This window comes from Shewanella sp. POL2, from assembly GCF_000282755.1.
In the GTDB taxonomy this organism is placed as follows: Bacteria; Pseudomonadota; Gammaproteobacteria; order Enterobacterales; family Shewanellaceae; genus Shewanella; species Shewanella xiamenensis.
In genome coordinates this window covers 1-21,191 of the sequence record NZ_AKZL01000029.1, presented here as the reverse complement: position 1 = coordinate 21,191, position 21,191 = coordinate 1, and the positions used below count along the sequence as shown (strand labels likewise).

The following is a 21,191-nucleotide window of genomic DNA, read 5'->3' as shown; positions in this document are numbered from 1 at the left end:
CCCCAATTGCAGCCACACCCAGTGGCTGCTTTCTGCTAATCCCTAAAACATGACTTTTGGCACTTATGGGTAACTCCCACGCTCGTTAATATCAAGCTTCAAACTTTGATGGAGCAAGATGATGAACACGATTTTCACCCTGTCGCAATTTTTACATATCACCGCGGGCGCACTGGCATTAGTGTTATTTTGGATGCCTGCCATGCTGAAAAAGGGCAGCGCGAATCACAGTCGTTTTGGCCGTTATTATGTCTATGCCATGTACACAGTGGCGGCGACGGGCGTGGCGATGGCAGCGACGGGCCTCATTGATCCGCTCGCGGTGATTAAACAGCCTGCGGCCAACGCCGATGCTTTAGCAGCGCAGATAGCGGAACGTAAAAATGCTTGGATATTTCTTATCTATATCAGCTTGTTAACTCTCGTAACCGTTAGGCATGGCGTGTTGGTCCTGCGTTATAAGGCGCAGCGTCAGCAATTAAAATCGCCGCTGCATTTGTCGTTAATGCTGAGCTTGACGTTACTTGGCCCTGTGATGGCGCTATGGGGATACCAAGAAAAGCTAATCCTCGCGATGATTTTCGGCCTATTAGGTACTACGGTTGGGGCGGGATTCCTGCGTTATAGCGTTAAGGCGACTTTGACCAAATTAGAATGGTGGATAGAGCATTTAGGCGCGATGATTGGCTCGGGTATCGCCTGCTACACCGCCTTTTTCGCCTTTGGTGGCAGCCGTTTGTTTATCGACCATGGTAATTTGCGTCTGTTGTCGTGGACACTGCCAGGTGTTGTGGGTTTTGTGGTGATCCGCTATTTAAGCGGCAAGTATCAGCGTCGTTTTGCGGATTAACCTGAAACGTAAAAGCATAGGGAGCCGTAAAAATAAAGGGAGCCCTAAAAGCAGAGGGGCCGCCTAAGCTGCCCCTATATTGAGATGATTTAAGCGGTTTTACCCGAACTAAACCTTGGTCTCTGCGGCGGCATTGGCCGCCTTAGCAGACTCGAGCCACTGATCCATCTTTTGCTCTAATAAATCTAAGGGCAAGGCGCCATTTTCGAGCAGTTTGTCGTGGAAGACTTTGATATCCATCTTATTGCCCAAGGCTTGTTTGGCCTTAGCTCGCAGTTCGATAATTTTCAGCTCGCCCAACTTGTAACCTAAGGCTTGTCCCGGCCAAACCACATAGCGCTCGATTTCGGACGTGGCCTCTGAGCGGTGTATTCCCTCTGTCGCCACTGCATAATCAATGGCTTGCTCACGACTCCATCCCTTAGCATGCATACCTGTGTCGACCACTAAGCGCACCGCGCGGTGTAACTCGGACTGCAAGCGGCCAAGATCGTTAATTGGATTATCCTGATACATGCCCATCTCGGCGGCTAACCGCTCGGCATAGAGGGCCCAACCTTCTCCCGCGGCATTGGAGTAAAAAATAGTACTCAGCAGCGGCAAGGTATCCGACAGACCGATAAGGGTCTGCAGATGATGGCCGGGATTGGTCTCGTGATAGGTTAAGGTTTGCAGCGAATAGGAGGGCAGCGCCGCCATATCGTACAGGCTTATCCAAAAAGTACCCTTACGCGAACCATCCTGTGATGGCGCATCGTAAAATGCACCGCTGGTTGCGGCGGCACGACTATCGGGCACGGCTTCAACCGCAACCTCTTGATTTGGTAACTGCCCAAACCACAGCGGTAATTTGGCATTCACTTTCGCCAGATAGCCGTGAATGTCCGTCATTAATTGTTGTTTGCCTTCGGCGGTATTGGGGTAGATATATTTAGGATCCTTGAGTAATCGCTGCATGCGCTCGCCAACTGTGCCTTTGCGGTAACCCACTTGTTTGAGTAATACATCCATCTCGGCGGTAATGCGGGCGACTTCATCTAATCCCATTTGGTGGATCTCATCTGGGGTCTTATCTGAATTGGCGAGGTGTTTAATCATCGCCTTATAGAGTTTCGCGCCCTGAGGTTGGTGCCCAAGTCCCGCCACATGGGTGGCCTTGAGACGCACAGCTTGTAGTGCGGAAATCAACTGGCGCGTAGCGGGGTAATATTTAGTCTCCACCAGTTCGGCGGCAGAGTTCGCCAACGCCTCACTTTCAGGTACTTGGGCGGCGGTTAATTTGGCTTTAAAACTGCTGACCAAGGGATGCTTGTTGGCATGGTGGACTAACTGTTGCTGCAACACAGCTATGGTCTTATCGATAATAAAATCGGGTGGGATTACCCCCATTTGTACATCTTGATCCAGCTTATCGATAACCGTACCCATGGCGGCAGGGTACATGCTTAAGCGGTTAAGATAAGCCTTTGCTTGCTCGGAGGTGGTGACTGCAAACTTATCTTCCATATAGCTAGGAAATTCAACATGCAATCCAGATAAGTGGTTGACGACATAAGGTAAAAACCAAACACCATATTCACCGAGCATAGTGCCATAGGCCACGGTTTCGGCAGGCAACAGGGCGCCGGCGATTTCAGATTTTATCGAGCCTAAACTCACTTGCTCCGAGACGCTAAGCTGGCTGGCATCGATAGCATTGAGTTCGGTTAATATGGCCTTAAGCGCTTTACGGCGATGATTTTCCCCCGACGGGCTGTAATCGGTCAGCTTAGAGAGCACATCCTTGCCCGCCTCATCCTCGGCCACGCCATAATAGGTGGCGATTTCGGGTCTAAGGGCAAAATAACGCTGGGTGATTGGCGCAAGTTGCTGCTTAAGGCTCAATACTTGGACGGCCTTTTCGGCCTTGACCTGCTCAGTGGTTTGATTGGTCTGTGTTGGGTTTGGATCGCTACAACCCGTTGCTAACATGGCCAGAATTAAAGCATTTACTATTCTTTTCATCAGGTTACTCATACAAAAACATTGTGGCAAATCCGTTGTTGGACTTGTGCCGCAAGCGTTAAACCGTGATTAGTGTGATCAAGCTCAAATTTGAACGGTTATCCTAACAGTTTATTGCACTCAAACTGCATAAATTTTGTTACTAGTTTTATTGATAATCTGGAGTGAAAAGGGAAGTGGGGGACTAAGGAAATCCTTATCGATCATTATAATGGGCAGCCATTTTCAAATAGGTAGCTTTCAAATGGATTCCCATCGACATAAAACAATAAAGCACCTAATTCATATCTAATAGAGAAAGCATTATTCATCATGGCCTCTGGGGCAGATAGGCAATACCATTGGGGTTCATCTCGCTGAGGCTGCTGCCATTCAGTGGTTAATTTTTGCGATTGAGCGATTAATTGCTGTCTTTGCGTTGTATTTGGGAAAAGTTGTCCTAGGTAATATTAAAAATGAGCGCTTGCTCAAAGGTTTTTACATCCAGAGTGATTTTACTGAACTTAGCGGATAAGGGATTATCAGAGGATTAAGTAAGTCGTTGATGTTTATATTGACTAAGGAGTTGTTGATGAGAAAAACCGCACTTTCGAGCCTTGTTTTTGCCCTACTTTTAGGTACTCCACTGGCGAATGCCACAAATATCACGACTGAATTTAAATCGGTTGAAAATATAAAAGATGTGAGGGCATTACAGCAGCAAGCGCCACAGTTATTAAGTTCAGGCTTGCCGAGTGAGCAACAGTTTGCGCAGCTAAAACAGGCGGGTGTGGATGTAGTGATCAACCTTATGCCGGACAGTAGCAAAGATGCCCATCCCGATGAAAGAAAACTCGTGACTCAGGCCGGAATGGACTATGTGTATATTCCCGTGGATTGGCAAAACCCTAAAGTAGAAGATGTTGAAGCCTTCTTTACAGTAATGGATCAGCATAAGGGGAAAAATGTGTTAGTTCATTGCCTTGCTAATTATCGCGCCTCAGCGTTTGCCTATTTATATCAGTTAAAGCAAGGCCAAAAGCCTGAGATAGAAAAGACCATGGCGCCATGGAATGGGGAGTTATCAAGCTATCCCAAGTGGCAGGCATTGTTAGCTGATGTAAGTCAAAAATACGGTTTCTAATTTCAAATGGTTGACATTGTCAATTAATCTCGATATTGTTGATATTATCAACTATATCGAGATGCCATTATGTCTGCTATTTCCCTCGGTGAAACCTTGCACAGATTAGTGCATGCCTACAAAAAACAGCTGCGTGCGGATATTGCCGCGCAGCAGATTGAATTACCCGTCACCCATATTCGGGCGCTCAAGGGGATTTGCCGTCATCCCGAGGCTACGGCGCAATCTATTGCCTTACGCATGCAACGGGATAAAGCCCAAATTACGCGGGTGCTCAATGAGCTACAGCAGGGTGGTTATATCCTCAAGGTCGATAATCCTAAGGATGGCCGTAGCCAGTTATTGAGGCCGACGGTGCAGGGCGAGCAGTTGATGACGCAAATTATTGCCGCCGAAAAAGCCACCGTTGCCCATATGACCCAAGCGCTCGATCAGGACGAAATTGCGGTGTTTATCCGTATTGCCAACCAGATCAGTGATAGCGTGGCGGAAAGCTAACAATTGAGTGCTATTTATCCTTTTGGAGTTTAAGTATGAACAGACCCGCTCCGCGCGAATTGACCGTGATAGGTAAAAGCCAAGTCACGCCACATATGCTGCGTATCACCTTAGGCGGCGATGGCTTTGTAGGTTTCCCCGCCGAACAAGAAAGTGCCTATATCAAATTACTGTTTCCGCAGCCGGGGGATGAGCGGCCATTAATGCGCACTTATACCATTCGTCAGCAGCGGGTTAATGAAATCGATGTGGACTTTGTGCTGCATGATACCGATGGCCCCGCATCCCTTTGGGCAAAGTCGACCGAGATTGGGGATGCCATCCAAATCGGTGGCCCCGGACTGAAAAAACTGATCAATGTGGATGCCGAATGGTTTTTACTGGCAGGGGATATGACGGCCTTGCCCGCCATCAGCGTGAACTTGGCGCAATTGCCAAGCAATGCAGTGGGTTACGCTGTTATTGAGGTGCTAAGTGAAGCCGATATTCAGCCCTTAGTGCATCCTAGCAATGTGCAACTGCATTGGGTGATTAATCCAGAGGCCGACCCAGAAGGTAAGCCCTTGGCCGAACGCATTGCCCAGTTGCCCAAATTGGAGGGACAAGGCGCCGTATGGCTCGCCTGCGAATTTAGCAGTATGCGCGCCCTAAGAAAGCTGCTTAAGCAGACATACGATTTACCGAAAAACCATTTTTATACATCAAGTTACTGGAAAATCGGATGTAATGAAGGTGAGCATAAGCTGGTAAAACAGCAAGATGAGCAGTTAGAAAATGGTTAAGTCTTGGATTTATGAAGCGAGTCGTCACGTAGGAACTGGCGACCCTATCAGTATCTTTATTTGGATTGTCTGACTTTTTATTATTTAGTCTCAGGTGCATCCCAATCGAGTGCCGCAGCAAGTTCTACCAAATCTTTATAAAAGTGGTTTGAACGTTGGTGTTTCTTATTTTCACTACCCACGTAGATAGTGACCCATTGCGGAGCATACCTTTGTGTTGTTTTATCCCATTCTTGTTTAGTTGCGCCGGATACTCGCCTGCTTTTCTCATTGGATTTAAGGACGTCCACCGCCTTTATGTAAATGATTTCATTGAAATAATTTAGGTCTGTGTAGTGTGGGTGGATTGCTGAGATAAAACTTTGCAAATTAATTTGGTAATTAGCAGAGGGGTAATTGTTGACCTCAGATATTGTATTTCCGGGTATTTCTAAAGATGGGAGAATTTCTTGAGGATTTAATTGAATCAAAAGCGATGCTTTACACCAGAGAGTTAAGCGCGATAGCTCATGAGAAATGTGCAGATTTGAATCATTCGGCGAGGTATCTAAATTTTTTGAAAGCACAAGATCATACAAATGAGGGTACTTTTCTTGTAGGCATAATAGAAACGCGAGATAGAGTAAATTGATATCACTGCCTTTTCCTAGGTTCTCTACCGTACCAATAAGGCGCTCGGTTATTTGAATCACTTGTCTTGCTGACAATCCAAAAGCGTCGTAGACAGTGGTTAAATTTTTAAGCTGCATTCCCGACTCGTCATCTGGATAGCTTAAATCTGGCCAGTTATTAATACCTCGGTCAATTAAGTAACTTGCCGATAGTTTATCTACTTCGCAGTGAACTGGGAGTAAGTCAGCGTAGGATGGGGCTTTTAGTGTATAACGGCTATTGAAGAAACGTCCTAGATAGACTCTGGCATCAAAGCCTTCGCCATAAATAGCTTTAACTGTGTGCTGCAACTGTTCGGTATCGGTGGCGACAACAAACACTACGCCAGGAATATCAAAAATATGCTTGATGGTTTCGAGCATCTCGACGGCGTAGCTTGGTCGGCAACGGTCGAGTTCATCGATAAAGATAAAAGCTGGGTATTGTGCTTGCTTGATACCTACAACAGCTTGAATCCATTGTTCTACGTTGTGTTTCAAGCTATCAATGGCATCAGATTTTGCATCGTGTGTACTGATCAACTGTTCTACTATTTTTGAAGCAGCCAATCCCATATCAATGTCTTTGCCATCAGTATCTTTTACGTTCTCGCCAACAGCAGCATCTTCATCCGCCAATTGGATAATTTTGACGGGATCGACGCCGAGATATTTAGTTGCAAATCCTCTAGCAACCGCTGGCGCTGCCGCTTTTAATAAGCCAATAAGTTTGCGTGGTACTTTGAATTTATGGTCATCTGCGTCTTTCCCAGCCTGTGTTCGCAACTGCTTGATCATTGATGAAATGACCGTCATTAGGGGGTCATCCGAGTAATCTTGTTTCCACGCATCGACATAAACTACGGGATAGTGAGCTTTTAAATCTTCCGCCCAGCGGCGTAAAAAGTATGACTTACCTGACCCCCATTCGGCATTTAGGTTAAGCACATAATTTTGTTTTTCTTCACCCTCACTTCGTGACGCATCAAAACCTTTAGAGGCTAAAAAGTGTGTCAGAAACTGCGCATATTTTTCTCTGCCTAATTGATCCGCAGGGAAATGCTCACTCTCAATGTCTAACTGAGATGACCAATCGATAGTAATGGTAGGGGACATTTAGAGTATTCCATATCTTAAGTACGCCTTTATCATGCGGCTTGGATCTTACTAATTCAATTAAATATTTCTCTGATTAGACCTAAGTTTATGATTACATTTAATCGAAGATACAAATAATCCCGTGCTTGTATATCGTAGGTATAGATATATTAACGAGCAGCGGGTTATTCACTGTCAGAAGCGCTATAGATTATGCCAATGTAGGGCTTCGAGCTAAGCGCGAGATAAGTATTACTGATGCACTAACTTACCGTTTTTCACCACATCCTTGCAGGGATTCACGCCGTAGCTATAGGCGAGTTGCGCTGGGGTGGCGATATCCCACAGACAGAAATCCGCCTGTTTGCCGACCACTAAGCTGCCGACCTTATCTTCAATCCCTAGCGCCTTGGCTGCATTGAGTGTTAGGCCAGCTAAGGCTTCCTCTGGAGTTAAGCGGAATAGGGTACAACCCATGTTTAGCATCAACAGGGTCGAGCAGATGGGCGATGAGCCAGGGTTAAAGTCGCTGGCGAGCACCATAGGTACGCCGTATTGACGCAGTAAGTCGATAGGCGGTTTTTGGGTTTCCCGCAAAAAGTAAAACGCGCCCGGTAACAGCACGGCGCAGGTGCCACTTTCACTTAGGGCCTTAACGCCAGCCTCATCTAAATATTCAATATGATCAACCGACTTAGCCCCTAAACGTGCGGCTAATTCAGAACCGCCCATATTGGATAATTGCTCGGCATGCAGTTTAACTTGCAGGCCAGCTGCTTTGGCGGCGCTCAGTACGCGCTCGGTTTGCTCTAGGTTAAAGGCGATGTTTTCACAGAATACATCCACCGCATCGGCGAGGTTTTCGGCAATCACCGCAGGCAGCATCTTATTGATGATTAAGTCGACATAGCCGTCGCTATTGTCTTTAAACTCGGGTGGCACCGCATGGGCTCCGAGGAAGGTGGTTTTGACATCCACATGATGATGTTGGCCGAGTTCGCGGGCCACACGCAGGATTTTGAGTTCGGTTTCGGTATCTAGCCCATAGCCAGATTTAATCTCTACCGTAGTAACGCCTTCCTTCGCCAAGGCATTTAAACGCTGGCGCCCGAGGTCAAATAGCTCGGCTTCGTCGGCCTCACGGCAGGCGTTAACTGTGGAAATAATTCCGCCGCCAGCACGGGCAATTTCCTGGTAGGTGGCGCCCTTTAGGCGTAGCTCGAATTCGTTGGCGCGATTACCGGCAAACACTAAATGGGTGTGGGCATCAATCAGCCCTGGAGTGATCCAACCGCCCTTGCCCCTGTAAACAGGAATGGACAACACATCGAAGGCGGGCAGCTCGCTGCGTGGGCCTAACCAGGCAATTTTACCGTCTTTTACTGCGATAGCCGCATGGGTAATTGCGCCGTAAGGTGCTGATATGGAAGGGTCCATTGTTGCTACGTTAACGTCTATCCAAACCTGATCCCAAGACATTGTTATCCCTCGCTGCGTTGGCTTTTTGGCCCCGCAAACTCTTTATTATCGAAAGTTATGTGAGCTAGCTTGTATTTACTTGTATATACAAGCTAGGATTGTAGCCGCAATTTTGAACGTTTGAAAGTGGCTCAGTGTGTTGGTGTGTGAGTACCTACCATGCCAAACCCAGGTAGATTTGATCTTGAGGAAGTGTTTTGGCTACGCCTAAGTTTGCAGAAATTAAGCAATATATCATTGGCTGTATCGAGTCTGGTGAGTGGGAAGAAAATGCCCGCGTACCCTCGGAAAATCAGCTGGCCGAACTGTTTGTCTGTAGCCGTATGACGGCGCGTCGCGCCTTGACCGAGCTGACAGACAACGGTGTGCTTGAGCGTTCGCAGGGACTGGGCACCTTTGTGGCCGGGCGAAAATCGCAATCCTCCATGTTGGCGATCCGCAACATTGCCGACGAAATCAAAGACCGTGGTCATGGTTACAGTGTGCAGCAATTAGCGCTTAGACAAGTGAATGCCACCGCGCCTATCGCCATCGCACTGGCGCTGGAGCTCGGAAGTCTGGTGTTTCATTCGGTGTTAGTGCATTGCGAGCAGGGCGTGCCGCTGCAAGTCGAGGAGCGTTATGTGAATCCCGCCTTTGCGCCTGATTACTTAGAGCAGGACTTTAGCGAGCAGACACCCCATGAATACCTGTCGCAGGTGGCACCGCTGACCGAGGCGCACCACACCATCGAAGCCATTATTGCCAGTAGCGAATTGCAGCAGAGGTTAGCCATTCCGGCGACTGAGCCCTGTTTACAGATTTCACGCCGCACTTGGTCGCGCCAAGGGGTGGTGAGTTTTGCCAAATTAGTACACCCGGGTAGCCGCTTTAAGCTCGGCGGACACCTGACATTCAATAAATAACGTACGCAAACAGTGGTGAAGGCTTATGGTATTCATCCGATGTTTAGCGACAAAAACACAATAAAAACAATAGCACTTAGCCGAATGGCGAGTGAGTTCAACAGGTTGAAAGAGGACATCTCAATGGACAAGCGACACGACCCAAGCCGCCGCATTATTGCGCCCCATGGTAGCCAATTAAGCTGCAAAAGCTGGTTAACCGAAGCGCCAATGCGCATGTTAATGAACAACTTACATCCCGATGTGGCCGAGCGCCCAGAGGATTTAGTGGTTTACGGCGGTATCGGCCGCGCGGCCCGTGACTGGGACTGCTACGACAAGATCATCGAAGTGCTAAAACGCCTCGAAGACGACGAAACCTTAATGGTGCAATCGGGTAAACCTGTGGGCGTATTTCGCACCCACGCCGATGCACCGCGCGTGCTGATTGCTAACTCAAACCTAGTGCCACATTGGGCAAATTGGGAGCACTTCAACGAGTTAGATAAACAAGGTCTAGCCATGTATGGCCAGATGACCGCGGGTTCGTGGATTTATATTGGTACCCAAGGCATTGTCCAAGGTACCTACGAAACTTTTGTGTCGGTCGCAAAACAACACTTTGGCGGTGTGGCTGCCGGTAAGTGGATCCTCACCGGTGGTTTAGGGGGTATGGGCGGCGCGCAAACGCTGGCCGGTACTATGGCTGGCTTCTCTGTGCTTGCCTGTGAAGTGGATGAAACCCGTATCGATTTTCGTCTGCGTACCCGTTATGTGGATAAAAAGGCCACTTCATTAGACGAAGCCTTGTCTATGATCAACGATGCCAATGCCTCGGGCAAACCCGTTTCCGTCGGCCTGCTGGCTAACGCCGCCGATGTATTTGCCGAATTAGTGAAGCGTGGTATTACTCCTGACGTTGTCACCGACCAAACCTCTGCCCACGATCCGCTGAACGGCTATTTGCCACAGGGCTGGACCATGGCGCAAGCGGCCGACATGCGTAAAACCGATGAGGCTGCCGTCGTTAAAGCGGCTAAAGCCTCGATGGCGGTGCAGGTGCAAGCCATGCTGGATCTGCAAGCGGCAGGCGCGGCGACCTTAGACTATGGTAACAACATTCGCCAAATGGCCTTCGAAACTGGCGTTAAAAACGCCTTCGATTTCCCAGGATTTGTGCCTGCTTATATTCGCCCACTTTTCTGCGAAGGTATCGGCCCGTTCCGTTGGGTTGCCCTGTCTGGCGATCCTGAGGATATCTACAAGACCGACGCTAAAGTCAAAGAACTGATCCCAGATAATCCTCACCTGCACAACTGGTTAGATATGGCTCGTGAGCGTATCGCCTTCCAAGGTCTGCCAGCGCGTATCTGCTGGGTGGGTTTAAAGGACCGTGCACGTTTAGCTCAAGCCTTTAATGAGATGGTGAAAAACGGCGAGCTGTCGGCGCCCATCGTCATTGGTCGCGACCACTTAGACTCAGGCTCAGTCGCCAGTCCTAACCGTGAAACCGAATCTATGCTGGACGGTTCAGATGCCGTATCTGACTGGCCATTGCTAAACGCGCTGCTAAACACTGCCAGCGGTGCGACTTGGGTGTCGCTGCACCACGGAGGTGGTGTGGGCATGGGCTTTAGCCAACACTCGGGTGTGGTGATCGTGTGTGACGGTACTGAGGCCGCCGCTAAACGTGTTGGCCGCGTGCTGTGGAACGACCCAGCGACAGGCGTGATGCGCCATGCGGATGCGGGTTATGAGATCGCCAAAAACTGTGCAAAAGAGCAGGGCTTAGATCTGCCCATGCTTCAAGACTAACAACTCAACACAAACCGTGAAAAACAACGACAAGAATACGGATGTAAAAATGAAATCAGTCAATCATTTAGTATTAACGCCCGGCAGTTTAAGTCTGGCGCAACTGCGTGAAATCAGCCGCCATAAGCTGACACTCGAATTGGCGCCAGAGGCGATAAACGACATCAACACCAGCGCGCAAATCGTGCAAAAGGTGCTGGATGAAGGTCGCACCGTTTACGGCATCAACACGGGTTTTGGTCTGCTGGCCAACACTAAGATTGCCCCAGAAGATCTGCAATTACTGCAACGCTCTATCGTGTTATCCCACGCAGCGGGCACGGGCCAATACATGCAGGACGCCACTGTGCGCCTGATGATGGTGTTAAAGATCAACTCCTTAAGCCGTGGCTTCTCGGGTATCCGTTTAGAAGTGATTAACTTCCTTATCAGCTTAGTGAATGCCGAGGTTTATCCTTGCGTGCCTGAAAAAGGTTCTGTGGGTGCCTCTGGCGACTTAGCGCCGTTAGCCCATATGTGTCTGCCGCTGTTGGGTGAAGGCGAGATGAGCTATCAAGGGCAGATTATTTCGGCCGCCGAAGGCTTAGAAATCGCTGGCCTCAAGCCAATCGATTTAGCCGCGAAGGAAGGCTTAGCCCTGCTCAACGGTACTCAGGCTTCTACCGCGCTGGCGCTGGAAGGCTTGTTCCACGCTGAAGACTTGTTTGCTGCCAGCTCAGTGATTGGCGCGATGAGCGTTGAGGCGGCCATGGGGAGCCGCAGCCCGTTTGACCCACGTATCCATGCGGCCCGTGGTCAAAAAGGTCAAATCGATTCGGCGATGGTGTTCCGTCATCTGTTGGGTGAAGAGTCTGAAATCAGCTTAAGCCATGCAAACTGTGAAAAGGTACAAGACCCTTACTCACTACGCTGCCAACCACAGGTGCTAGGCGCTTGCTTAACGCAAATTCGCCAAGCGGCGGAAGTGTTAGGCACTGAGGCCAATGGCGTGACCGATAACCCGCTGGTATTCCAAGATACTGGCGATATTATCTCTGGCGGTAACTTCCACGCCGAACCAGTCGCTATGGCTGCGGATAATTTGGCGATTGCGATTGCCGAATTAGGCGCGATTGCAGAGCGTCGTATCGCGCTGCTCATCGACTCTAGCCTGTCTAAATTGCCACCATTCCTAGTGAAAAATGGCGGTGTAAACTCGGGCTTTATGATCGCTCAAGTGACTGCGGCGGCATTAGCCTCTGAAAACAAAACCTACGCCCATCCTGCATCGGTCGACAGTTTACCAACCTCGGCCAACCAAGAAGACCATGTGTCTATGGCGACCTTTGCGGCGCGCCGTTTGCGGGATATGAGTGAAAATACCCGTGGTGTGTTAGCGATTGAATTGTTAGCTGCCGCCCAAGGGTTGGATTTCCGCGTGCCATTAACGCCAAGCGCGGCGGTTGCCAAAGCCAAAGCCGAGCTACGCGAAGTGGTTGCCTACTACGATAAAGACAGATATTTCGCGCCGGATATCGAAGCGGCAACGGATCTGCTTTATACCGCCAGCTTTAATACTTACTTGCCCCAAGGCGTATTGCCGAGTCTGTAATGCACAGTTTTTGGCGTCGATAACCCCTCTGCGGGTGAAAAGTGCTGAAGCAAGCGACCAATAAAGTGAAAGGCATAGCGATTTGCTATGCCTTTTTCTCATTTAGGGAGGGGATTTAGCACTTTAGCGCTTTTTGATCTTAGCCTTGGCAATCGACGGGTAAATACTCGTCGGGAATACCATTACTACTACATACCCAAGTCACATTATCCTGCTCGTCGACTTGTGGCGATAGGTACACCTCATAGTCTTGATAATCCCCTAGGGGTTCGCCGCCCACAAACCCGACTATGCCATCGGTGTAGAGATTAAAGGTGGCCAGTTGTGCATCCGTGAGTCCAAGGACTTCCAATTCTGTCGGCCAAGCTTTGTGGGCTTGGTAGTAGGCCGTTAAAGTATCTGTAATGGGCGTTAATGACTGATGTAATTGATCTATATGTTTAACCGCAGCATCGGTATCGGGAACGGTCAAAGTTAAAGCCGGAGTTTGATCAGTTGGCGCCTCATAACTTATCTCTGCGCCCATTTTTTCTTGGTATTCCTTATAGGCGGGAATCGCGACCGCTGCTGCCACACCGATAATCGCCGCAAGGATGATAATCCCGCCGCCTGCTGTGCCCATACGTGGCATAAACAAACTAAAGAGATAGGCAAATACACTGCGTGAAGGCGCCGTATACACTTTGCCTTGTGCGGTTGCTTGTACTCTTGCCATGCGTTTAGTCAGCCAAGGATAGCTGCTATTGATCTCATGGAAAGACATCCAAAAGCCGCTCGACTCTTGGGTTTGGCGAATATATTGATCGACATTCATCCGTTTCCACTGCTCAACCCCGGCGGCGAGTACGGCGACCGCATTGGTGGCTGAACGTAAGCTATTGCAGCAGCGCAAGCCGTGTAAATCACAGGTATATTCACAGGCACGGGCATAGGCGGCGCCGATCAATGGCAGCCAAGTGGCAAACACTAACAGCGGTTCTTTGCCAATATGGTTACGGCGAATATGGCCAAGCTCATGACCGATATAAAAGTTAATCGCGTCTTTATCCGACTCAAGTGCATCCACAATTGATGAAAACAGCACTATGTAGTTGCGGCGCAAAAAGCGGGTCGCGAGGGCATTTAACATACCATCGGCGGCTAACAGGTAGGCGCGCGGTGGTTCTTTAATCTCTAAACGCTCACAGCAGGCGAGGTATTGCTTGTGTAAATCGGGGAACTGCTCAGGGCTTATCTCAACCGCGGTACCTTTGAGGTAGCTGATAAACGCCGAGTGGGTGAAGAGGTAGATAATAAAAAACATCAGCACACAAATCAGGGCGATACCTTTAGTTGCTAAAATAAGTACAAGCCAAATAAGTCCTGAAATAATCGCTAAAATTGTAAAGAGTGACTTTTCCTTCGAATAGACGGTATCGGTCATTTGAATAGGGTTGTCGTTCCCTGCGCTAACCACTTGTTCCATGTTGATCCTTTTCCTAGTGAAATAACAAAGCGGCGTGAAAATAGTCAATTTCACTAGGAAATTCAATCTCTATAACTGGAATAACCGATAATTTACCTTTTCGTGCTAAAAATGGCTTAAGGTGCCAATACGGCGGTGCCATTTTTAATCGCGTTTTGCGCCAGTTCGTAAACCTGCTTTTCGGCTATATTAACTAGCTTTTGGTGTTCATCGCCGAGTTGCTCCATCTCTTTGCCCATCACTTCCATCGATGCGCCTAGGCTTTCAATTTGCGCGTTACTCTCAGCATCTTTTTCACCTGAGGCGAGATTGACTAACAGGTTGTTGGTTTCGGCACTGATAGCATCACCCTTTACTTGCATTTGTTCGCCTAGACGCTGCATTTTTTCGCCTTGGATCTGCATTGGGCGCACGGCCTCTTTCACTTGATTTACAAGGGCTGGATCGGTAATCACATAGCGGTTTCCGCCAGTCTTAACCCAGAGGTAATCCGTTTGGTAAGTATTGCCTTGTTGTTTGAGTGTGTTCCAATCTTGACTCTCACCCGCGCCTATCGTGAGCTCACCATCTTGGCGTACATAAATCCACGAAAAGTCAGGATAATTGCTGCTATTGATTGAAATATTGGTTTCGGTCGATGACTGAGTGCTTGTCTGCTGTGTAGCCCAAATTCCACAGGGGATAAGTGCGAGGATCAATAAGCCGCCGAATACTTTAGTGCGTGTGTTCATAATGCTTCCTTGTATGAATAAGTGTTTGTGATTAACTCACCTGTATAAGCAGAGTCCATGCCAATAAAATATTCTTTATTTATCAATCACATGTAGAAAGTGTCCGCCTGGCGAGCCTAAATGTGTCCGCGCGTTCAGTCTCAATGTGTCCGTTCAGTGGACACTTTTGGGATAACCCATCAGGCTGCACTACACTTAGTCGAGTTTGTTAAACACTGCTTGATTGCGGAACAGGCATTGAGTGGTTATTTGTGGAGTAGTGCTGTTTTTTGCCAGTTTGATAAGCGTATTTTGCTTAAGTCAGCTTAGGTTAAGCTGAGATGGCGTTAGCTATGGCAATGAATAGTGATTGGTCGTTGATATAAGGGACTCAAGAGTATGAGGTTAACTAAGATAATCAATATGCAAATCGCAGGAATAGCGGGGTTTTTAGCCATCGCTTTGAGTATGCCTGCTATTGCGGCTGAAAAGCCTTCCTTTGACTGTAGTAAAGTACAGCCGGACAGTATCGAAGATATGGTGTGTAAGGATGCGGGCTTAACTAAGTTAGATAAACAATTGGCCGAGGTCTATGCTAAGGCCACCGCAAAAGCTAAAAATGAACAGCCTCCGACGTTAAAAGCGCTGCAACGTGGTTGGGTAAAAGGTCGCAACGAATGTTGGAAAAGCGATGATAAACATGCGTGTATTGAATCGAGTTACCAAACACGGATTGCAGAGTTACAGGCGCAATATCGCCTCGTTGAGATGACTGGCCCAGTATTTTATGCCTGCGATGGCAACCCCGCCAATGAAGTCGTGGTCAGTTACTTTAATACTGAGCCGGCCACCTTAATTGCAGAGTATGGCGATCAAACTTCCTTGATGTTTGTTCAGCCAAGTGGCAGTGGCGCTAAGTATCAGGGGCGCAACGAAAGCCTATGGGAACACCATGGCGAAGCCAAAATTGTCTGGGGATATGAAGCGCCAGAAATGACCTGTACGGTCAAAACAGCTAAATGATTAAAAATTAACACCAAGCCCTAGGTTATAACTGACATCCCGAACATGGCGTATCGAGGTTTTAGTCTCATTGATATCATATTTGAATGAGAGGTAAATTTGCTGAGTCAGTAGATACTTAAGCCCAAATGTTGAGTCCGAAATATAATCAATGGTTGGTGTGTCAGGAAAGGCGATTTGGAGATCGGCATAGGTCTCCAATACGCCATCAAACCAATATTGTTTATAGTTGAGCGTGGATGCCCAAGCGTTGAGTTGATAGGTAAATATTTGGGTATCCAACCAAAAATGGTTGTATGTAACAACAAAGTCCAGTTTATCTCGTCCTATTCCCCAAAACCGATAACCCGGACCGATCGCGGCGTAATAGTTGCTAATTGGGAAGTCGAGTCTATCTTCTTGAAAATAATCTTCTTGCCGCAATAACCAATGTTCACTGATGAGGTAGTCAAGGCTGTAGTGGCCTTCAATCGTATTACGTTTGGTGGCGTTACCTTCGGTTTCATAGCGCACTTCACTTTTCAGGTTATGGCGCCATTGCAAGGTTTCGGCTGTGATATCGCTTTTTGCATGGAGTTTTTGGGTATTTTTGCTGTGGCTGGTGACATCGAGTGCGGCCTCAACACTGCCACTATAGCGCCATTCTGAGTCACTTTTTCGGTCTGAATACACCAGCTCACTAATGGGAATTTGTTTATTGTTAACCTGAACAAACCCATCGAGTTCGGAGGATTTTATGCTCACATCTTGTAGCGTACGGTTGATGCTCCAATGCTGATTTTGGGTGGTTTCAAAGCTTTTAATCGCGCTACGCTCTATGGATATTTTGGGGGAATAACTGGGTTTGATAACTAAGTGTGCTTCGTCAAAGCTTTTAATTTCGCCAGTGATTTTATCGCCATTTCTCAGTAACACAGTATCTGCCAGACTTTGCCCACTTAAGCCTGCCAGTAATATGGCTACAGATAACCTAGAAAAGTGATTTGGCATTAGTGGCTGGCTCTAAAAAATAAACAGTGTCGAAGATTTGGGCATTCTAGCCTATATGGCGCAGAGTAAGGCAATAACAATAGGCGAAGATTTCAGGAATTGGATGTTAGCACCCAATTCCCGATCTTGCTTAAGGATCAACGAGAATTGATTTCGGTGATTTTGAGATTGAGCAATTGTTTCTGCCAACGGTTTTTGTCAACGCCTTCAACCCAAATCACAGGGCTCTTACGTTGCTCGCCCTTACGTAGGTAGGTTTCTGGCATGCGGAAAATCGCTTCCCAGACTTCCAGTTTTTCGGTTTTGAGCAAGGTGCCATCGTCGGCAAAGAAGCTCGCTTCGACCTCAACTAAAGTCACGTGCTCGCCGCTGGTGCTGGCAAGCTCAAAGGTCAAGCCGAGTTTATCCTGCTTCCATTGGCTCTCGCTGAAGGTGACTTTAATGCCGTCTTTGGCAGTAGAGCCTAAGATCTCGGGTCTGGCGATGGCATTGGCGGTCAGGGTTGTGACAGGTTGGGTTGCTTCAACGGCGGATGTGCTGCTGGCTACTGCCGCTGCGGCTGTTGTTACAGTAGAACTTGGGGCCGCAACTGTAGCAACAGCTGGCGCTTTAGCGGCTTTGGTCTCTGTGATGATATATTCCCAGGTAAAGTCGTCTTTTAGTCTGACCTGAGCGCCATTCTCAAGGGTAATGGTGGCCACATCGGCTGCCATCACTGAGGATGAGAGCAATAAGAGTGAACTAAGTGCGCTAAGGCGAAATAAGGTTTGCATTGATTTTCTGGCTCCGGTATCCATCTGAGTCAACATTCTGCCCTAACATAAACAATTTGCAGCATATTCGTCACTGTCTAAGTCGCGTTTTGATGAATAAAGCGGATTTAGCCGTAAGAGAGGGCAGGCTGAGTTTAAGGTATGCGCTTAGGGATAAAAAGTATCAGGGCGTTGTCATAGAGTCGGATTGTCTATAAACGTCTGTAGAGGAGAGTAAAATGCAAGGTAAACATCGTACTTATGGACTCGTTATCGGCTTGATTTTCAGTGCTGTAACCTGGGCAGATGAGCCTCTTAAAACGGGCTGTGCTGCAAAATTAGCGGCTATAAGTGCTGAACTCACTGAGGCTAAGGCTGCTGGTCATCAGCACAAAGTGGCAGGGCTAGAAAAGGCCTATAGTGAGGTCGCAAACCATTGTGACGATGACAGCTTAACTGCCGAGCGTTTAGCTAAAATTGAGGTCTTAGAGGCTAAATTAGCCGAGCGCCAGCATGAGCTTACCGAAGCGATTGCCGATGGTAAGCCTATGGATAAAATCAATAAAAAACGCCAAAAGATTGCAGAAGTTGAATCTGAGCTTGCTAAGGCGAGAGCAGAGCTCGCACAATAACTTCGGGCTCTTTCGGTTTAACCCGCATACCCTATGCTCAAAATGGTCGATTCAGTGCTGGAGTTATAACCTGCACTCAGCATGACATGCTCTGTTAGGCGATATCTTAGGCCTGCTTCGGCACCCCAATGTTTGGATTTATCTTCTTCCCACGAGGGTTTGCCATCGACAATGCGGGGTGAAATATTGTTGGTATAAGCTGTGGTGCTGATATAGAGGCTGCCGCCCGCATAAATGCTAAAGTCATTGGTTAAACTGTAGCTTAAACCTAAGCGCCAGAGGCTTTCTTGTCGATGTGATAGTGCGGGTTCTGGCACCTCAATATCGGTTTCACGACTGCGGGCATAACCAAGGTAATAACCCCATCGCTGATAATCATCATCGAAATGATAGGGCGCAAGGGTGATTCCGTAGAGATTATCTTCTGCGGGAACGTAATCGAGCATGAGCGCTACATAGGGAATGGTGGTTCTCTCAACTGATTTATCTGGCATCATCAGATGATTTGAAGTGTTATATTCCGTTGCCTGTAGCGGTTGGCATAGGCTCAGTAGCCCAATGCTAAGATAGGCGAATTTAGGTAAATGACGATACATGGGATGGCTTCCTTGGTAGCAGGTGGATTATTGTTCATTTCCTTTTGTGTGTGGTCAATTCAAAATGCTAAAATCTCTTTTAAAATAATTGGTTGTAAAATTTTTGTATCTTATGGTGAGTGTTTTTAAAGGGATATTTAACTGAGGGTAACTCAGTTGTTTCCTTTGTATGACTTTGTTGCGCTAGCGCCTAAATTGGAGTGAATTGTGGATCAGGAAATAAGGCTCGAAATTTCGGCATGGTTAACGGGTTTGGGAATTGACAGTCAACCATCCGACGGAATATCAACCAGCATTATGCTGCTTGCTTGCGTGTTAGTCGCGGCCATTGCCTATTTTATTATGCGCCGTGGGGTGATCCGCGCGGTTAACATGGTGATCCTGCGATCTAGAGTGACGTGGGACGATGTGTTTATGCGCTATAAAGTGCTCGAAAAGCTGGCGATGTTAGTGCCCGCTATCGTGCTCAATCTGCTGGTGCCTATAACCTTAACAGAGCATCCGGTACTTAGCGGCTTAGTTGATCGCCTACTGAGTATCTGGCTGGTGGTATTGATGATCCGCGCTATCTACGCGGGGCTGGATGCGGTTAATGAAATCTCTGACATCAATCTGGTCAGCCGCCGACTACCGGTTAAAAGCTTTGTGCAGTTGTTTAAGTTGTTCCTATTCTTTGTCGGCCTTATCGTGTCCCTTTCTGTGCTCGCCGATCAGTCTCCTGTGTACTTCCTTAGCGGCTTAGGTGTAGCGACGGGTTTTGTAATGTTAGTGTTCCGCGACACGATTTTAGGCTTTGTCGCAGGGATTCAGCTCGCAGCCAACCGCATGGTAAGCAAGGGCGACTGGATCCAAATGGATAAGTACGGCGCCGATGGCGCGGTGGAGGAGGTGTCCTTAACTACAGTTAAAGTACGTAACTGGGATAAGACCATCACCATGATCCCCGCCTATGCGTTAGTCTCGGATGCGTTCCGTAACTGGCGTGGTATGTCGGAATCCGGTGGTCGTCGGATCAAACGCGCGGTTAATATCGATATCAACAGTATTAAGTTTTTAACTGAGGAAGATCGAAATCGCCTGAGTAAAATCAATTGTTTGAAAGAGTATTTCCCCGCCAAGATCAGCGAGATCCAAGCGTCGAATGCTAAAGTGTCGGATCTGGATATGATGGTCAATGGTCGCCATTTGACCAACGTGGGGACTTTCCGCGCTTATTTGCAGGAATACCTGCAACGCCACGATAAAGTGCATAAGGATATGACCCTGATGGTGCGCCAATTGGCACCGACCACCGAAGGCTTACCGATTGAGGTTTATATCTTTACCAATGATACCCGCTGGGCTTTTTATGAGGCGATACAAGCGGATATCTTCGACCATATCTTTGCCGTGTTGCCTGAGTTTGGTTTGCAGGCCTTCCAAGCGCCGACGGGTAACGATATCCGCAGTCTGAAATCGGTGAAGGTCGAGGGTTAGTCTCGACTGACGAGAATCACGGCGAGGGTAAGAAATACGCCGCCGCTGGTTCGGTCAAACCAATGCAATTTGTTGCTGGCCTTAAGGCTAGGTGCCAGCACATTGGCCATTGAGGCGTAGATCATTACAAAGCTAAAGTCGACCAGCGCCCAAGTGAGGGCAAGAATCGCCAATTGCGGTAATTGTGGTGCGGTTAAATCGATAAATTGTGGAAATAACGCCGCAAAAAACAGTAGGTCTTTAGGATTGCTGATCCCTACTAAAAATGCCTGTTTAAAGAGTTGTTTAGGCTGACCATTTCCTTCTTTTTTTGCCACTTCCAATGGCTGAACGTGCTGTTTTGTGAGCAATAATTTGATACCCAAAAACACCAGATAGGCGCCACCAAACCACTTGAGTATGGTAAAGCCGTATTCCGAGGCGCTGATCAGTGCCCCTAAACCTGCCGCCGAGGCCACCATTAATACCAGTGCGGCGCTGACACTGCCAAGCCCTGTGGCTATGCTGCGTTTTTTACCAAAATGAATACCGTGGGACATAGACAACATTGCAATAGGCCCAGGAGAAATACCAATCAAAACAATCGCAAAAAGGTAGAGTAACCAAGTTTCGGTCTGCATGTTTTGCTCCGTGTTAGATGAAAGAATTAGCGTTTGTTATCGGGTGAATAATCAGGGATGACCTTGGGATGACGTCCCTTAATGCTGCGGTAAAAGCATAAAATCTCAGCCATATCTTGCTCTATATCCGTGGGTTGCAGTGGTGCACTGATC

At 47.9% G+C, this 21,191-nt stretch carries 19 protein-coding genes and 1 pseudogene; 10 read left to right on the top strand and 10 right to left on the bottom strand.

Going from position 1 to position 21,191, the window contains the following annotated elements; genetic code table 11:
- The first annotated feature begins 121 nt into the window (after positions 1–121).
- Positions 122–850: a hypothetical protein gene (locus SHEWPOL2_RS09740; protein WP_086024019.1), complete on the top strand. Its 729-nt coding sequence runs from the start codon at positions 122–124 to the stop codon at positions 848–850.
- A 108-nt stretch (positions 851–958) separates the two neighbouring features.
- Here the strand turns inward: SHEWPOL2_RS09740 and SHEWPOL2_RS09735 are convergent, their stop codons facing one another.
- Positions 959–2,854, bottom strand: coding sequence for a DUF885 domain-containing protein (locus SHEWPOL2_RS09735; protein ID WP_239642753.1), 1,896 nt, complete (start codon positions 2,852–2,854; stop codon positions 959–961).
- Positions 2,855–3,425: 571 nt separating this feature from the next.
- Here SHEWPOL2_RS09735 and SHEWPOL2_RS09730 point away from each other — a divergent pair.
- From SHEWPOL2_RS09730 to SHEWPOL2_RS09720, 3 genes are all read left to right on the top strand, one after another.
- Entirely contained in the window at positions 3,426–3,977 is a 552-nt protein-coding gene (locus SHEWPOL2_RS09730; protein ID WP_037427948.1) for a protein tyrosine phosphatase family protein, read from the top strand.
- A gap of 69 nt (positions 3,978–4,046) precedes the next feature.
- Positions 4,047–4,475 carry a MarR family winged helix-turn-helix transcriptional regulator gene (locus SHEWPOL2_RS09725; protein WP_037416251.1) on the top strand — a complete coding sequence of 143 codons (429 nt, stop codon included), beginning with the start codon at positions 4,047–4,049 and terminating at the stop codon, positions 4,473–4,475.
- Between the two features lie 35 nt (positions 4,476–4,510).
- On the top strand, positions 4,511–5,257 hold the full coding sequence (locus SHEWPOL2_RS09720; RefSeq protein ID WP_037427947.1) for a siderophore-interacting protein: 747 nt from the start codon (positions 4,511–4,513) through the stop codon (positions 5,255–5,257).
- An 80-nt stretch (positions 5,258–5,337) separates the two neighbouring features.
- On the opposite strand, the gene SHEWPOL2_RS09715 is transcribed toward SHEWPOL2_RS09720, so the two are convergent.
- Positions 5,338–7,023 (bottom strand): P-loop NTPase fold protein, encoded by a 1,686-nt coding sequence (locus SHEWPOL2_RS09715; RefSeq protein ID WP_037427945.1) that lies wholly within the window; start codon positions 7,021–7,023, stop codon positions 5,338–5,340.
- A 234-nt stretch (positions 7,024–7,257) separates the two neighbouring features.
- Positions 7,258–8,484: an imidazolonepropionase gene (gene hutI / locus SHEWPOL2_RS09710; RefSeq protein ID WP_037427944.1), complete on the bottom strand. Its 1,227-nt coding sequence runs from the start codon at positions 8,482–8,484 to the stop codon at positions 7,258–7,260.
- A gap of 197 nt (positions 8,485–8,681) precedes the next feature.
- On the opposite strand from hutI, the gene hutC reads away from it, so the two are divergent.
- The 3 genes from hutC (at position 8,682) to hutH (ending at position 12,774) form a co-directional block, all read left to right on the top strand.
- Entirely contained in the window at positions 8,682–9,389 is a 708-nt protein-coding gene (hutC, locus tag SHEWPOL2_RS09705) for a histidine utilization repressor (protein WP_037427942.1), read from the top strand.
- A 123-nt stretch (positions 9,390–9,512) separates the two neighbouring features.
- Positions 9,513–11,183 (top strand): urocanate hydratase, encoded by a 1,671-nt coding sequence (gene hutU / locus SHEWPOL2_RS09700; RefSeq protein ID WP_037427941.1) that lies wholly within the window; start codon positions 9,513–9,515, stop codon positions 11,181–11,183.
- A 49-nt stretch (positions 11,184–11,232) separates the two neighbouring features.
- Positions 11,233–12,774 carry a histidine ammonia-lyase gene (gene hutH / locus SHEWPOL2_RS09695; RefSeq protein ID WP_037427940.1) on the top strand — a complete coding sequence of 514 codons (1,542 nt, stop codon included), beginning with the start codon at positions 11,233–11,235 and terminating at the stop codon, positions 12,772–12,774.
- 139 nt (positions 12,775–12,913) lie between these two features.
- On the opposite strand, the gene SHEWPOL2_RS09690 is transcribed toward hutH, so the two are convergent.
- Together SHEWPOL2_RS09690 and SHEWPOL2_RS09685 are read right to left on the bottom strand one after the other, a co-directional pair.
- Positions 12,914–14,239, bottom strand: coding sequence for a M48 family metallopeptidase (locus tag SHEWPOL2_RS09690; RefSeq protein WP_037427939.1), 1,326 nt, complete (start codon positions 14,237–14,239; stop codon positions 12,914–12,916).
- 116 nt (positions 14,240–14,355) lie between these two features.
- Entirely contained in the window at positions 14,356–14,970 is a 615-nt protein-coding gene (locus SHEWPOL2_RS09685; protein ID WP_037427937.1) for a hypothetical protein, read from the bottom strand.
- Between the two features lie 378 nt (positions 14,971–15,348).
- Here SHEWPOL2_RS09685 and SHEWPOL2_RS09680 point away from each other — a divergent pair, with 378 nt between their 5' ends.
- Positions 15,349–15,972: an MliC family protein gene (locus SHEWPOL2_RS09680; protein WP_037427935.1), complete on the top strand. Its 624-nt coding sequence runs from the start codon at positions 15,349–15,351 to the stop codon at positions 15,970–15,972.
- Here SHEWPOL2_RS09680 and SHEWPOL2_RS09675 read toward each other — a convergent pair whose 3' ends face one another.
- Both SHEWPOL2_RS09675 and SHEWPOL2_RS09670 read right to left on the bottom strand, forming a co-directional pair.
- Entirely contained in the window at positions 15,973–16,962 is a 990-nt protein-coding gene (locus tag SHEWPOL2_RS09675) for a DUF481 domain-containing protein (RefSeq protein WP_037416307.1), read from the bottom strand.
- A gap of 137 nt (positions 16,963–17,099) precedes the next feature.
- Positions 17,100–17,735 (bottom strand): DUF3157 family protein, encoded by a 636-nt coding sequence (locus SHEWPOL2_RS09670; protein WP_037416310.1) that lies wholly within the window; start codon positions 17,733–17,735, stop codon positions 17,100–17,102.
- A 218-nt stretch (positions 17,736–17,953) separates the two neighbouring features.
- Between SHEWPOL2_RS09670 and SHEWPOL2_RS09665 the strand changes: the two genes are divergently transcribed.
- On the top strand, positions 17,954–18,346 hold the full coding sequence (locus SHEWPOL2_RS09665) for a DUF1090 domain-containing protein (protein WP_037427934.1): 393 nt from the start codon (positions 17,954–17,956) through the stop codon (positions 18,344–18,346).
- Between the two features lie 17 nt (positions 18,347–18,363).
- Here the strand turns inward: SHEWPOL2_RS09665 and SHEWPOL2_RS09660 are convergent, their stop codons facing one another.
- Positions 18,364–18,942: an outer membrane beta-barrel protein gene (locus tag SHEWPOL2_RS09660; RefSeq protein ID WP_037416317.1), complete on the bottom strand. Its 579-nt coding sequence runs from the start codon at positions 18,940–18,942 to the stop codon at positions 18,364–18,366.
- Between the two features lie 207 nt (positions 18,943–19,149).
- On the opposite strand from SHEWPOL2_RS09660, the gene SHEWPOL2_RS09655 reads away from it, so the two are divergent.
- On the top strand, positions 19,150–20,418 hold the full coding sequence (locus tag SHEWPOL2_RS09655) for a mechanosensitive ion channel domain-containing protein (RefSeq protein ID WP_037416320.1): 1,269 nt from the start codon (positions 19,150–19,152) through the stop codon (positions 20,416–20,418).
- Here SHEWPOL2_RS09655 and SHEWPOL2_RS09650 read toward each other — a convergent pair.
- Both SHEWPOL2_RS09650 and SHEWPOL2_RS23180 read right to left on the bottom strand, forming a co-directional pair.
- Positions 20,415–21,038 carry a LysE family translocator gene (locus SHEWPOL2_RS09650; protein WP_037416321.1) on the bottom strand — a complete coding sequence of 208 codons (624 nt, stop codon included), beginning with the start codon at positions 21,036–21,038 and terminating at the stop codon, positions 20,415–20,417. The two genes, SHEWPOL2_RS09655 and SHEWPOL2_RS09650, sit on opposite strands and share 4 nt — an antisense overlap.
- Before the next feature lie 26 nt (positions 21,039–21,064).
- Positions 21,065–21,191 (bottom strand): annotated as a pseudogene (locus SHEWPOL2_RS23180) (acyltransferase); the annotation flags it as partial.

Excerpts from the sequence above, each read along its gene's own strand:
- hutI (WP_037427944.1), bottom strand. The coding sequence starts at position 8,484 with ATGTCTTGGGATCAGGTTTGGATAGACGTTAACGTAGCAACAATGGAC.
- hutH (WP_037427940.1), top strand. The coding sequence starts at position 11,233 with ATGAAATCAGTCAATCATTTAGTATTAACGCCCGGCAGTTTAAGTCTG.
- SHEWPOL2_RS09685 (WP_037427937.1), bottom strand. The coding sequence starts at position 14,970 with ATGAACACACGCACTAAAGTATTCGGCGGCTTATTGATCCTCGCACTT.
- SHEWPOL2_RS09680 (WP_037427935.1), top strand. The coding sequence starts at position 15,349 with ATGAGGTTAACTAAGATAATCAATATGCAAATCGCAGGAATAGCGGGG.
- SHEWPOL2_RS09650 (WP_037416321.1), bottom strand. The coding sequence starts at position 21,038 with ATGCAGACCGAAACTTGGTTACTCTACCTTTTTGCGATTGTTTTGATT.
- SHEWPOL2_RS09730 (WP_037427948.1), top strand. The coding sequence starts at position 3,426 with ATGAGAAAAACCGCACTTTCGAGCCTTGTTTTTGCCCTACTTTTAGGT.
- SHEWPOL2_RS09690 (WP_037427939.1), bottom strand. The coding sequence starts at position 14,239 with ATGGAACAAGTGGTTAGCGCAGGGAACGACAACCCTATTCAAATGACC.
- SHEWPOL2_RS09665 (WP_037427934.1), top strand. The coding sequence starts at position 17,954 with ATGCAAGGTAAACATCGTACTTATGGACTCGTTATCGGCTTGATTTTC.
- SHEWPOL2_RS09670 (WP_037416310.1), bottom strand. The coding sequence starts at position 17,735 with ATGCAAACCTTATTTCGCCTTAGCGCACTTAGTTCACTCTTATTGCTC.
- SHEWPOL2_RS09735 (WP_239642753.1), bottom strand. The coding sequence starts at position 2,854 with ATGAAAAGAATAGTAAATGCTTTAATTCTGGCCATGTTAGCAACGGGT.
- SHEWPOL2_RS09740 (WP_086024019.1), top strand. The coding sequence starts at position 122 with ATGAACACGATTTTCACCCTGTCGCAATTTTTACATATCACCGCGGGC.
- SHEWPOL2_RS09725 (WP_037416251.1), top strand. The coding sequence starts at position 4,047 with ATGTCTGCTATTTCCCTCGGTGAAACCTTGCACAGATTAGTGCATGCC.
- SHEWPOL2_RS09660 (WP_037416317.1), bottom strand. The coding sequence starts at position 18,942 with ATGTATCGTCATTTACCTAAATTCGCCTATCTTAGCATTGGGCTACTG.
- hutU (WP_037427941.1), top strand. The coding sequence starts at position 9,513 with ATGGACAAGCGACACGACCCAAGCCGCCGCATTATTGCGCCCCATGGT.
- SHEWPOL2_RS09720 (WP_037427947.1), top strand. The coding sequence starts at position 4,511 with ATGAACAGACCCGCTCCGCGCGAATTGACCGTGATAGGTAAAAGCCAA.
- SHEWPOL2_RS09715 (WP_037427945.1), bottom strand. The coding sequence starts at position 7,023 with ATGTCCCCTACCATTACTATCGATTGGTCATCTCAGTTAGACATTGAG.
- SHEWPOL2_RS09675 (WP_037416307.1), bottom strand. The coding sequence starts at position 16,962 with ATGCCAAATCACTTTTCTAGGTTATCTGTAGCCATATTACTGGCAGGC.